The 13,275-nt window shown below is 31.3% G+C and carries 10 protein-coding genes and 1 tRNA gene; 4 read left to right on the forward strand and 7 right to left on the reverse strand.

Annotation, left to right across the window (positions count from 1 at the left end; translation table 11 throughout):
- Window positions 1-897: 50S ribosomal protein L11 methyltransferase (locus tag ACQCX0_RS00670; protein WP_462562161.1), on the reverse strand; the 897-nt coding region annotated here is incomplete at its 3' end.
- Window positions 898-1,144: 247 nt separating this feature from the next.
- Window positions 1,145-3,292: an ATP-dependent helicase gene (locus ACQCX0_RS00675; protein ID WP_462562163.1), complete on the reverse strand. Its 2,148-nt coding sequence runs from the start codon at window positions 3,290-3,292 to the stop codon at window positions 1,145-1,147.
- Window positions 3,293-3,450: 158 nt separating this feature from the next.
- Here ACQCX0_RS00675 and ACQCX0_RS00680 point away from each other — a divergent pair, with 158 nt between their 5' ends.
- On the forward strand, window positions 3,451-3,735 hold the full coding sequence (locus ACQCX0_RS00680) for a co-chaperone GroES (protein WP_462562165.1): 285 nt from the start codon (window positions 3,451-3,453) through the stop codon (window positions 3,733-3,735).
- A gap of 55 nt (window positions 3,736-3,790) precedes the next feature.
- The gene (gene groL, locus ACQCX0_RS00685; protein ID WP_462562167.1) at window positions 3,791-5,446 is read left to right on the forward strand and encodes a chaperonin GroEL; all 1,656 of its coding nucleotides are present in this window, start codon (window positions 3,791-3,793) and stop codon (window positions 5,444-5,446) included.
- A gap of 464 nt (window positions 5,447-5,910) precedes the next feature.
- Here groL and deoD read toward each other — a convergent pair whose 3' ends face one another.
- From deoD to ACQCX0_RS00705, 4 genes are all read right to left on the reverse strand, one after another.
- Window positions 5,911-6,618, reverse strand: a complete 708-nt coding sequence (gene deoD / locus ACQCX0_RS00690) for a purine-nucleoside phosphorylase (protein ID WP_462562169.1) — start codon at window positions 6,616-6,618, stop codon at window positions 5,911-5,913.
- Window positions 6,619-6,651: 33 nt separating this feature from the next.
- Entirely contained in the window at window positions 6,652-7,830 is a 1,179-nt protein-coding gene (locus ACQCX0_RS00695; RefSeq protein ID WP_462562170.1) for a phosphopentomutase, read from the reverse strand.
- Between the two features lie 73 nt (window positions 7,831-7,903).
- Window positions 7,904-7,979 (reverse strand) — tRNA-Arg (locus ACQCX0_RS00700).
- A gap of 66 nt (window positions 7,980-8,045) precedes the next feature.
- Window positions 8,046-8,960, reverse strand: coding sequence for an ABC transporter ATP-binding protein (locus ACQCX0_RS00705; RefSeq protein WP_462562171.1), 915 nt, complete (start codon window positions 8,958-8,960; stop codon window positions 8,046-8,048).
- 237 nt (window positions 8,961-9,197) lie between these two features.
- Between ACQCX0_RS00705 and ACQCX0_RS00710 the strand changes: the two genes are divergently transcribed.
- Together ACQCX0_RS00710 and polA are read left to right on the forward strand one after the other, a co-directional pair.
- Window positions 9,198-9,434, forward strand: coding sequence for a zinc-finger domain-containing protein (locus tag ACQCX0_RS00710; protein ID WP_462562173.1), 237 nt, complete (start codon window positions 9,198-9,200; stop codon window positions 9,432-9,434).
- Window positions 9,435-9,443: 9 nt separating this feature from the next.
- On the forward strand, window positions 9,444-12,131 hold the full coding sequence (polA, locus tag ACQCX0_RS00715; RefSeq protein ID WP_462562174.1) for a DNA polymerase I: 2,688 nt from the start codon (window positions 9,444-9,446) through the stop codon (window positions 12,129-12,131).
- Window positions 12,132-12,207: 76 nt separating this feature from the next.
- Here polA and ACQCX0_RS00720 read toward each other — a convergent pair.
- A partial coding sequence (locus ACQCX0_RS00720; protein WP_462562176.1) for a zinc-dependent alcohol dehydrogenase family protein occupies window positions 12,208-13,275 on the reverse strand: 1,068 nt, incomplete at its 5' end.

A 13,275-nucleotide genomic window follows, 5' to 3' on the forward strand; every position in this document is an offset into this window, starting at 1 on the left:
TTTACACCGAATTTCTATAATTTTAAAGCCTAGTGATAGATATTGTTTATTAAGCGTTGCTATATCTTTCTCTAAAAAACCTGCAAGAATTAAATACCCTTTAGGTTTTAAAAATTTATAAAAATCATTTGCCATTATTAATATAGGATTTAACAAAATATTGCTTATAATCACATTAAAAGTACCTAAGGTTTGAAAAATCTCATTACTAAATCCTGTACTTCGTATTACTATTACTCTTGAATCAAGTTGATTTAAAGAAATATACCCCTCTGCAACAGAGGCTGCTATAGTATCAACATCACAGGCATAAACTAGAGATTTTTTGACAATACTAGCCATAGCTATGGCAAGTATACCAGTTCCGGTTCCCATATCAAGCATATAAGGGAATTTATTATTCGGTTTTATTAATTTACCTATTAACTCTAAACAAAGTGAGGTACTTTCGTGTTTACCACTACCAAAAGCCAGTGTAGCATCCATTTTAATAGGAATTATTGTAGAATCTAAATTTTGAGGAATTGTATTTTGATAAATATAAAAATTATTAATAAAAAATGGTGTAAAAAGCTCTTTATTTTCTAATACCCAATTTGTATTATCTATAAAAAATTCTAACTTTTCTAAAAAAATATCATTATGAACTGCAAATTCTGTAATTTCTTCGGTTAAATTTTTTTGTACAACCTCAGTGTTAAGACTAACTTCAATAATCCATTTAGTGTAATGTAATTCTAAAAAAGCCTCCTCTAAGGAATTTGCTTCCATTGAGCTATCTATAAGTTTCTCAAACCCAATTGCTCCGTAGATAAAAATTCCGAAACTTTTTTCTACTAAAAATTCTTCTAATATTTCTTTATTCTTTTCTAAGAGGAAAATTTTTAATTTCTGCATGTAGGAGTTACCTAAAAAATTTATTTCATATCTAAATTACTATATTTTATCACTATATGGTAAATAGTTCATATAATTTTTATAACATCCTACTCTGTGTTTCTTTTAGGAGTAGGGTAGCATTTTACAACTAGATTTTATAATTGCAAGCAATCTCCTATTCGAAGTAGCCAACCTTGTGATAAACCTACCCAAAATTATTTTCCTTAATACATTTTTGCTTTTTTAAAATAATAACTTATACTCTTTACGTTACAATTTCTACAAAATTTGCCATAACACTTTTTTCTCCAAAATCATCAAATTCTATCACTAATAGTGGTCCGCTTACTATAATAATTACTCCGTATCCAAAAGTTTTATGCATAACTCCCTGTCCTTTTTTTAAAAATCTTCCTCTAAAATTATCTTGGGGATTTTTTACTTCCGGAAAAGCAAAAGTATGATCAAATTCTTTAGCAGAAAAAGGTTTTTGCATAGCACTTGAGGTTTTTTCCACAAAATTTTTATCAATCTCCTCTAAAAATCTTGAAGGCAAACAAGATTGCCACCCCCCATACATTGAGCGATTATTGGCATAGGAAATAATACTTTGTTTCTTAGCTCTAGTAATTCCTACATAGGCTAATCTTCTCTCTTCTTCCAAACCCTTTTCTGCACCTTCATCTAAGGATCTTTGGTTAGGAAAGATACTCTCCTCCCATCCCGGTAGAAAAACCACTTCAAATTCCAAACCTTTTGCTCCATGTAGTGTCATGATTGAAACTTGACTATCATTGCTTAAAGCGTAAAGATCCATATTTAAGCTAATATGTTCTAAATATTCTTGAATAGTATTAAATTCTTTTAAATTACTAAAGAACTCTTTTAAATTTTCTATTCTAACTTCAGCTTCTGTAGTTTTCTCTAACTGCCACATTGCTATATAGCCTATCTTTTCTAAGAATTCCTCTGCTAATAAAGACAGAGGTTCAGTATTAATTTTAGCACTATAACTATTAATAATTTCAACAAATTTCTCTAATTCTTGAGCTATTTTACCGCTTAAGAGCTTTCTATCCAACATTAAACTAATAGCTAAAAACATAGAAATTTTATTAGTTTTAGAAAATTCTCTAATTTTAGTTAGCGAAGCTCCGCCAACACCCCTCCTAGGAATATTAATAATGCGTTCTAGAGCTAAATCATCATCTGATAAATAAATTAATCTTAAATGTGCAACCGCATCTCTAATCTCAGCTCTATCATAGAATTTAGTACCGCCTACTAATTTATACGGTATATTTGAACTATTAAACCTCTCTTCAAATTCTCTAGTTTGAAAACTTGCTCGCACTAAAATTGCCATGTTTTTATAGGAAATCCCTTCTTCATGTTTAGCTCTGATTTCTTTAATAATAAATTCAGCTTCTTGTCTGCCATCCATTGCTTCATGAATTCTTACCTTAATTCCGTCATTTTGGTTAGTCCACAGAGTTTTCCCCCATCTGGTTTGGTTATTAGCAATTAATGAAGAAGCCGCACCAAGAATTTGTGAGGTAGAACGATAATTTTGCTCAAGGCGTAAAATCTTAGCCCCTAAAAAATCCTGTTCAAATCTTAAAATATTACCGATTTCTGCCCCACGCCAAGAATAAATAGATTGATCATCATCACCGACACAACAGATATTTCCGTATTTTAGAGCTAACAATCTTAAGAGCATATATTGTACAATATTGGTATCCTGATATTCGTCTACTAAAATATATTTAAACTTAGTTTGCCAATAAGCTAATATTTCTCCGTGAGTTTTCAACACCTCTAAAACCAGCATTAATAAATCACCAAAGTCAACACAGTTTAACTCTACCAATCTAGTTTGATAAGCCTTATACAAATCTATTAAAGATGTGGTATTAAAAGTTTTATTTTCAGATTGGGGTACTGCACTTGCTATTAAACCTCTATCCTTCCACCTTGAAATTAAATTAGCTACATAATTTATAGGTAAAGTCTTAGGGTCAATATTTCTCTCAAGTAATAGTTGCTTAAAAATCCGATTACAATCATCAGTATCTAAAATAGTAAAATTATTTTTTAATCCTGCCTCAACACAATGCCTTCTTAAAATTCTTAACCCTATAGAATGAAAAGTACCAATCCACCAACCATCTACCGGAAGTTTTGTCATCTCAGTAATTCTATCTTTCATTTCAGCAGAAGCTTTATTAGTAAAAGTTACGGATAAAATTTCAAAAGCATTAGCATATTTATTTTCTAAAATGTTAGCTATTCTTGAAGTTAACACCCTAGTTTTACCGGTACCGGCTCCGGCTAAAATTAATAAAGGTCCTTCTATGGTTTGTACTGCTTCAAGCTGTGTTTTATTGAGATTGTCTAGGAATTGTTGCATGGGTAATGTTAATCTATGAACTAATTTATTTACTATACTTTTTTTTATATAATGCTATGATTATAAAGATAACATAAATACTCTTGACAACATAGTTTTTTAATACTAACTACATATTGTCAATAATTATAAAATTAACCTAAATAAAAGAGGAAACAATGAAATTTAGACCTTTGTATGATAAAGTTTTGATCAAAAGATTACAACAAGAAAATAAAAGTGCCGGGGGAATCTTAATTCCCGATAGTGCTCAAGAAAAACCTATGGAAGGAGAAATTGTGGCAGTAGGCAATGGTACCTTATTAGATAATGGTACGGTTCGCCCTTTAGAAGTAAAGTTGGGCGATAAAGTATTATTTCCTAAATGGGGTGGTTCTGAGGTTAAGATTGATGGTGCTGAATACCTCATCATGAAAGAATCAGAAATTTTAGGTATTATATAAAATAATAATAATAACAATTAATTAAAAATCTTAAATATATTAAGGAGAACTAGATATGGCTTCAAAAGATGTAAAATTCGGAGCAGATGCAAGACAAAAAATGTTAAAAGGTTTAGATATTTTAGCTGATGCAGTTAAAGTAACTTTAGGACCTAAAGGACGTAACGTAGTATTAGAAAAATCCTACGGAGCCCCTAGAATTACTAAGGATGGTGTAACTGTTGCAAAAGAAATTGATTTAAACGATAAATTTGAAAATATGGGTGCTCAAATGGTAAGAGAAGTTGCCAGCCGCAGTAATGATGAGGCAGGAGACGGAACTACTACTGCTACCGTATTAGCTCAATCTATTGTAAGAGAAGGAGTAAAAGCCGTAGCAGCCGGAATGAATCCTATGGATTTAAAACGTGGTATTGACTTAGCGGTAGATACTGTGGTAACTGAATTAAAATCAAAAGCTAAAAAAGTTTCAACTAATGATGAAATTTCTCAAATTGCTACTATTTCTGCTAATGGTGAAAAAGAAATCGGAGAAATGATTTCTAAAGCTATGGCTAAAGTAGGAAATGAGGGAATAATTACCGTAGAAGAAGCTAAAGGATTAACTTCTGAATTAGATGTGGTAGAGGGTATGCAGTTTGATAGAGGGTATAATTCTCCTTATTTTGTAACTAATGCAGAAAAAATGGTAACTGAATTAGAAGATCCTTTAATTTTAATTCATGAGGCTAAACTCTCAAACGTCCAACATTTAGTGCCAATTTTAGAGGCAGTAGTACAAGGCAGTCGTTCTTTATTAATTATTGCTGAGGATATTGAAGGTGAAGCTTTAGCAGCTCTTGTAATTAATAAACTAAGAGGTGGGTTAAAAGTAGCGGCAGTTAAAGCTCCTGGTTTTGGGGATAGACGAAAAGCTATGCTTGAAGATATAGCTATTCTAGCTAAAACTCAGGTAATTAGTGAAGAATTAGACCTAAAACTAGAAAATATTAATATTTCTATGTTAGGACATGCTAAAAAAGTTATCATTACCAAAGATACCACTACTATTGTTGAAGGTAGCGGTGATAAAACGGCTATAGAGGATAGATGTAAACAAATTAAAGCTCAAATTGCTGAAACTACCTCTGATTATGATAAAGAAAAACTTCAAGAAAGACTTGCTAAATTAGCAGGTGGGGTAGCAGTTATTAAAATTGGCGGTGCTACTGAGATGGAAGTAAAAGAAAAAAGAGACAGAGTAGATGATGCACTACAAGCAACTAGAGCAGCTGTAGCTGAAGGTATTATTGCAGGTGGTGGGGTAGCTCTACTTTATTCTAAACATGCTTTAACTAAACTTAACCCTAATAATCATGATCAAAAACGCGGTGTGGAAATTGTTGCAAAATCTCTTGAGGCACCTATTCGTCAGATTATTAATAATGCAGGCGATGATGCTTCAGTTATTGTAGGAAAACTTTTAGAGCAAAAAGATGCTAACTATGGTTATAATGCTCAATCTTCAGAATACGGAGATATGACTAAACTAGGAATTATTGATCCTGTTAAAGTAACTAGAGTTGCTCTGCAAAGTGCTGCCTCAGTTGCCGCCTTAATGGTAACTACAGAAGCAATGGTTGCTGAACTTCCTGAAAAAGATAAAGCTGACATACCTCCTATGGGGGGAATGGGTGGCATGGGAGGAATGGGTGGCATGGGAGGTTTCTAACTCGTGCTTTTGTTTCACTCTGAACTTTGTTAAATATTAAAAAAGCAGGTATTTATACCTGCTTTTTTATTACAATAAGGTATTTTAAGAAAGAAAGATAATAGCAAATCTAATCTCTGGGTTTTTGATGTGCAGTTCTATGACAATTTAGCAATGTATAAATATTGAACAATTTAAAACTACTAAAAGTTTCTTATTCAACTTAGAAGAAAAAGCTTTAGGTAACATCAAGAGTAAAAAATCCTGCATTTTATATTTTATATGTAATATGGGGATAATTTCCTTATCCTTAGTAGCCAACAGAGTAATTATTACTGCCTCTGATTTTAATCCTAACTCTATCCGCATATGCTAATCAATTAAAACAAGAAATGCCGATGGGTATTGGGCAATAACCCATCCACCAAATTACCTTTGTTATTTAGTCTTATAACTAAGTATAAATCATTTTAATGTATATTTATCTATTTTGTAAAAATAGAGCCTATAGCAAGTTCTATCATGGTTTGCAGTCCTAGTTGTCTTTCCTCTGCACTCATAGTCTCTCTAGTTCTAATATGATCACTAATTGTAAGAATACTTAAAGCATTAGCTTTATATTCAGCAGCTACCCCGTAAAGCCCTGCTGCCTCCATTTCTACGCATAATATACCCATAGCCTCCATTCTATCTACTAAAGCATCAAGCGGATGATAGAATAAGTCAGAAGAAAAACAAGTACCTACTTTAACTGGAATACCCTTTCTAAGAGCTGTTTCATAAGCATTTTTCATTAAATGAAAGGAAGCAGTTGCTGCAAAATCAAATCCTAATAATCTACTTCTATTTACCGCAGAATCTGTTGACGCACCACCGGCTATAATAATATCTTTAACTTTAGTCCCATTTAATCCTCCAGCAGTTCCTACCCTAATAAGATTCTTTACATTATATTGGCCAATTAATTCTTTTGCATAAATAGAGCAGGATGGAATTCCCATACCGCTACCCATTACTGAAATTCTCTCCCCTTGATAGCTTCCCGTAAAACCTAACATATTTCTAACATTTGTTATTTCTTTTGAATTTTGCAAAAAATTCTCGGCAATAAATTTTGCTCTTAGAGGATCCCCAGGGAAAAGAACTGTTTCTGCAAAATCTTCTTTTTTAGCATTAATGTGTGGAGTAGTCATTTTATTTCCTTTATTTTAGTTAGTTTTTATATTTTATAAAAAAGAGTTACCCGATGCAGTTGCCTCCAATCCTAAATATTTAGCTATGGATTGCCCTATATCTGAGTAAGTCTCTAATTTTCCTAAAGATTTAGATGCTAAATGCTTATTATATACCATTATAGGAATATATTCTCTGGTATGATCAGTGCCTTTAAAAGTAGGATCACAACCATGATCGGCAGTAATAATCAATAAATCTTCAGTTTGTAACTGAGTTAAAATTTCAGGAAGCTGTTTATCAAAATATTCTAAAGCTTCTTTATAGCCTAAAACATTTCTTCTATGCCCAAAATCAGAATCAAAATTAACAAAATTAGGAAAAATTATAGAGAAGATCTGATTGTTTTTTACTTGATTTAGAGTTTGATTAAAAATATCTGATATGCCTGTTGCTTTAATGCTTTTACTAATTCCCTGTCCTGCAAAAATATCAGAAATTTTCCCTATAGCTATAACTTCACCGCCCTTTTTTAACATTTTATCTAAAACCGTATCTTTTGGAGGTTTAATGGCATAATCTCTACGATTAACAGTTCTATAAAAGTCCTTTTTATTAGAGCCTAAAAAGGGACGTGCTATTACCCGTCCGATATTATACTTATAAACTTTTTCTCGTATTATCTCACAGAGTTTATAGAGATTCTCTAAACCGAATACTGTTTCATGTGCGGCTATTTGAAAAACACTATCTGCAGAAGTATAACAAATAGGCTGTTTCGTTTTAAGATGTTGCTCTCCTAAGGATTCAATAATTTGAGTGCCTGAGGCATGACAATTTCCTAAAATTCCCTCTATTTTAGTCTCATTAATAATTTCTTGAAGTAATAGCTTAGGAAAGGTATTTTGCTTATCCCTAAAATATCCCCATTCAAAAGGAACTGGACAACCGGCTATTTCCCAATGCCCACTAATAGTATCTTTGCCTTTACTAACTTCTTGGGCAAATCCGTAATAACCCCTAGGGATAACTTTAGTATCCAAAACATTAATTCCTGAAGCACTTTCTAAAGCTTTAGCTAACCCTAAACTTATTAAGTTAGGTATTTTAATATTAGGAAACTTTTTAGCAATATTTCCTAAGGTATTAGCCCCCACATCACCAAATTCTTTAGCATCATTTGCATAACCTATACCCACTGAATCTAATACTATTAAAATTACCCGTTTCATCTCTATTCCTTTAGTTATTAGTTCCTTATTACTTAATAGTTAGCATATATTTTATAAATAATTCTTCATATTTTGGTGTGCCTGAGAGGAGTTGAACCTCTGACCCTTGCCTTCGGAGGGCAATGCTCTATCCACTGAGCTACAGGCACAAGTTTTTATCATTACACTTCATAAGTTATAGTCTTATACATCTTACTACTATATTATAATAAATTTTATTTTTGGGTTAAACTTATAAAAATATCTTCTAAGGAAGAGTTCTTAGTTTGTACGGAATTAACAACATATCCGTTTTGCACTAAGGCTGCAATAAGCTGTCCTGTTTCTTCATTTTTATGATAGGTAATAATTACAGTATTATCTTGTTGTGTAAAAGTATAATTTTTTAATGATTCTGGCATTTTTAGTAAAGGTTTATCTAAAACAATTTCTAAGATTTTAGAACCCATCTTATTCATGAGATTATTTGTGTTATCTATTAGAATAAGTTTGCCTTTATTAATAATAGCAATTTCATCACACAACTGTTCTGCTTCTTCTAAATAATGAGTTGTTAAGATTATAGTTTTACCCTTAGCTTTTAATTTTAACATCTCACTCCAGAGATGTTTTCTTAATTGTATATCAACTCCTGCTGTGGGTTCATCTAAAATTAAAATATCAGGTTCATGTATCATAGCCTTGGCAATTAGTAATCTTCTTTTCATTCCTCCTGATAATTCTCTAGTATTAGTATTAGTTTTATCTTTAATACCCATAATATCCAATATTTCTAAAACTTCTGTTTTATTTGGCTTAATTCCATAAAATCCCTGGTTCATTAAGAGATATTCTATGCATGAGAAGAAAGGATCAATATAAATTTCTTGAGGCACTATACCAATAGAACGCTTAGCCATTTTTAAATGAGTATCTATATTATAACCGTTAATTTCTACTAATCCTGCATCTTTAATAACAGTATTGGCTATAATATTAATTAGTGTTGATTTACCGGCTCCGTTAGGTCCTAACAAAGCAAAGAATTTACCTTTTGCTACCCTAAAACTTATATTATCAAGAGCAACTTTATTAGAGATTTTTGTTTTATATTGTTTTATGAGATTTTGTATATTTATTGCATCAGACATATTGATAACTAATCCTGTATTGAACAAGAAATCTTAACTTAATTCTTATAACATATCAAGAACTACAATAGAATTTCTTGGAAAAATTAGACATTACAACCCTTTCATACAAAGTAAAAAAATATCCTAAAGTTTAACCATAGATATGTTTTTGTTTTGTATTTTGTACGTAGATTTTGTATATTTCTTGTATAGAGATACTATTATAATACTAGTAAAATACTATGGATTACCAAAGTGCAGAAACTAAAAAACACCAAAATACCTCAATCTGATACATCTACCGGAAGAGACACTAACTCTGTTATAACAAATCCTCAAACAAAAGAGGTAATAGAGACCATACAGCGAGCAGTACATTGTAAAGGCTCTTCTGTAGAGGGTTTAGGGCATCCTAAAGTTTATTTATATATTAAAGAAACTGAAATAATTTGCAGTTATTGTTCTCAAAAATTTATTTATATAGGTAAATAATTACTATTTATGTCTAAAATTCTTTGTTTAATTGATGGTTCAGGATTTATCTTTAGAGCTTTTCATGCTCTTCCTCCACTTAATAGAGCTGATGGCACCCCAGTAAACGCAGTATACGGCTTTGCTAGAATTTTAATGTCTACTTTAGAGAATCTTAAAGTAGATGCCATAACTGTGGTGTTTGATGCCTCAAGAATAACTTTTAGGCAGGATATTTATAAAGAATATAAAGCCAATCGTCCTCCTGCTCCCCCTGAGTTAATTCCGCAATTTAGCTTAATTAGAGAATTAGTAGAAGCTTTTAATATCAAAATTATAGAAAAAGAAGGCTTTGAGGCTGATGATATTATAGCAACTTATGCTAAATTAGCTGTAGAACAAGACTTTGAAGTAATGATTATTTCTTCTGATAAAGATTTAATGCAGTTAATTAACCCTAAAGTATTTCTATATGATGCTATGAAGAAGAAAAAAATTACAGACACAGAAGTGCTGGAAAAATTTGGAGTACCTCCTAGCAAAGTAATACAAGTACAAGCCTTAATGGGAGATAGTTCGGATAATATTCCTGGCATTAGAGGATTAGGTCATAAAACAGCATCTATACTAATAAATGAATTCGGAAGCATTGAGGGAATTTATGAGAATCTTGAAAGAGTTAATAAAATTTCTTTAAAAGAAAAACTCTCAACCGGTGAAGCTTTAGCTAGAGTATCTTTAGAATTAGTTACCCTTAAACAAGATGTTCCCTTGGATTATAGTTTAACAGAATTACAAACTACTTCCCTTGACCCTTATATTTTATATAAATTTTTTCAAGAACAGTCTTTTAAATCCCTAGCTATGCATTTAGTAACTAAATATAAATTAGACTTAGCTATTATTAAAGATTTGGATATCTCTATACCTGCTAAAATAACAACCGAGATTCCGAAAACAATAGAAAAACCCTTAGAAATTCAAATAATTACTAAAAATTCTGAATTACTACTCCTGAGAGAAATACTACAAGAAATTAGAACTTGTGCTTGTTATTTTATTGAAACTAACAACCAATTAGTAGGTATAAGTTTATACTTAGATAATCAAAACTGTTATTTTATTAAAGTTTCCTCTCCTATAGATACTAATGATTTTTTTAATGCATCTACCAATCAAGGCATTAGTGATGTGGAGCTCAAAGATTTTTTTAAGAAATTTTTAGCAGATAGAAGTATTAAAAAACTCTTTTATAATCTTAGAAATACTCTTATTTGGTTAGATAAACTAGAGTTAGAGCTTCATGCCTTTGAAGATATCATGTTAATACTTTATACAATTGAAGGATATAACAGCCATTTAGAATCTTTAGCTAAGCTTGTTGAATATATATTTGCTAATAAACTAGCACAAGAACTTTTTGTACGGCAATCCGGATATTGGTTATATAAGATTTTTGAGATTTATAACCTAAAACTTTTAAATACCTCCGTAAAAAGTATTTATGAAAATTTAGATAAACCTCTAATTAAGGTATTATATAGTATGCAACAGCAGGGAATCACCTTAAATGGAGAGATCCTTCAACAACTAAGTATTGACTTTGCCCAAAAATTAGCTATTTTTGAAACAGAAATTTTTAATTTAGCCGGAGAGAATTTTAATTTAGGTTCTCCCAAACAAGTCGGAGAAATCCTTTTTGAAAAATTAAAAATTAAAGGTAAAAAGAATAAAACCGGATCATGGAAAACCGAGAGTGAAGTTTTAGAAAGTCTAGAGGAAGAAGGGGTTACTATTGCCGGATTAATTTTAAAATGGAGACATCTAGCTAAATTAAAAAGTACTTATACCGATAGTTTAGTAAAACATATAAACCCTCTTACTCAAAAAGTACACACTACTTTTTTACAGGCAACAACTTCTACCGGACGTTTATCTTCAATAGATCCTAATTTACAAAATATTCCTATTCGTAGCTTTGAAGGAAAAAAAATTAGAAAAGCTTTTGTTGCGTCTAAAAATACTACCTTGATTTCTTTAGATTATTCACAAATTGAATTACGGATTTTAGCACATATTGCTAACATCCCAAATTTAATAACTGCTTTTACTCATCAAGAGGATATTCACAGTATTACTGCCACTGAAATTTTTAATGTTAGTAAACAAGAAGTAACCTCTGATTTAAGAAGAAAAGCTAAATCTATTAATTTTGGCATTATTTACGGTATTTCTGCTTTTGGTTTAGCTAAACAGTTAGGAATTTCTAGGAATGATGCTAAAACTTATATTAACAATTATTTTATTAAGTATCCCGGTATTCGTGAATATATGGAACAAACTAAAACTGCGGCTGCAAAAAATCACTATGTAAAAACTATCTTCGGCAGAAAATGTTTTTTAAAAGATATTAACAATAAAAATGCCCTGCTTAGAACCTTTGCCGAAAGAGCTGCTATTAATGCTCCTATTCAGGGTACAGCCTCAGATATTATGCGTAAAAGTATGATTAAAATTTTTAACTTAATTAAAAAAAATGATTTACCTGTAAAATTACTATTACAGATTCATGATGAACTTGTATTAGAAGTTCATGATTTATCTCAGACAGAAACCATTGCTAATATACTCAAACAATCTATGGAAAAAGTTGTAACCCTTAAAGTTCCCTTAGTAGTTGATTATGGTATTGCAAATAACTGGTTTGATGCTCATTAATATTATTATCTACCAAAACCTAGTTCAGTACCTATATTTAGAACACTTTTGAAGAGAGTACTGAAGCTCCTGTCCTTTACATTTCTATAATGACCTTTAGAGCCTTCTCTTGGGATGCATGGGTAAATACTTCATAAGCCTGCATAATATCATCTAATTTAAAGCGATGCGTTACTAATTGCTCAGGTTTTAAGGTTGTAGCTTCTACAGTTTTTAACAACATCGGGGTGGTAGTGGTATTAACTAGCCCTGTGCGTAGGGTAATATTTTTAATCCACAATTTTTGAAGTTGAAAATCTACACTTTTACCGTGTACTCCTACATTAGCAATATATCCTCCAGCTTGAATAATTTCCTGACAAACATTAAAGGTTTCCGGAATTCCAATTGCTTCAATTGCTACATTCACACCTTTATTATTAGTCGTCTCCATAATCTTGACAATAGGATCAATATTTTTAGCATTAATCACATCTGTTGCCCCAAATTTCTTAGCAGTTTCTAACCTATTATCATCTAAATCAACCATAATTATTCTACTAGGAGAATAAAATTGTGCCGTTAAAAGAGCTGCCAATCCTATGGGACCAGCACCTATAATAGCTACAACGTCTCCGGGTTTAACTTCTCCGTTTAATACTCCTATTTCAAAACCGGTAGGAAAAATATCACTTAACATTACCGCTCCTTCTTTATCTATACCCTCAGGTAACAAATGTAGACTATTATCAGCATGAGGTATTCTTACATATTCAGCCTGTGTCCCATCAATTAAATGACCTAAGATCCAACCTCCGTCACTGCAATGTGCATACAGTTTATCCTTACAAGAATCACATTTCCCGCAAGAAGTAATACAAGAAATAATTACTAAATCTCCTTTTTTAAATTTAGTAACCCCACTACCTATTTCTTCTATGATTCCTATACCTTCATGTCCTAAAATTCTACCATCAGCTACGGTAGGGACATCTCCTTTTAAAATATGTAAATCCGTACCGCAAATTGTGGTTTTTAACATTTTAATAATACAATCCGTTGTTTTCTGAATAATAGGCATCGGTTGTTCTATATATTGTTTACTATGTTTTCCTTGAAATACTAATGCTTTCATTTTACACATCCTTCTTAGATTATTATATAT

The organism is Candidatus Hepatincolaceae symbiont of Strigamia maritima (assembly GCF_055505085.1).

Excerpts from the sequence above, each read along its gene's own strand:
- ACQCX0_RS00675 (WP_462562163.1), bottom strand. The coding sequence starts at position 3,292 with ATGCAACAATTCCTAGACAATCTCAATAAAACACAGCTTGAAGCAGTA.
- ACQCX0_RS00680 (WP_462562165.1), top strand. The coding sequence starts at position 3,451 with ATGAAATTTAGACCTTTGTATGATAAAGTTTTGATCAAAAGATTACAA.
- groL (WP_462562167.1), top strand. The coding sequence starts at position 3,791 with ATGGCTTCAAAAGATGTAAAATTCGGAGCAGATGCAAGACAAAAAATG.
- deoD (WP_462562169.1), bottom strand. The coding sequence starts at position 6,618 with ATGACTACTCCACACATTAATGCTAAAAAAGAAGATTTTGCAGAAACA.
- ACQCX0_RS00695 (WP_462562170.1), bottom strand. The coding sequence starts at position 7,830 with ATGAAACGGGTAATTTTAATAGTATTAGATTCAGTGGGTATAGGTTAT.
- ACQCX0_RS00705 (WP_462562171.1), bottom strand. The coding sequence starts at position 8,960 with ATGTCTGATGCAATAAATATACAAAATCTCATAAAACAATATAAAACA.
- polA (WP_462562174.1), top strand. The coding sequence starts at position 9,444 with ATGTCTAAAATTCTTTGTTTAATTGATGGTTCAGGATTTATCTTTAGA.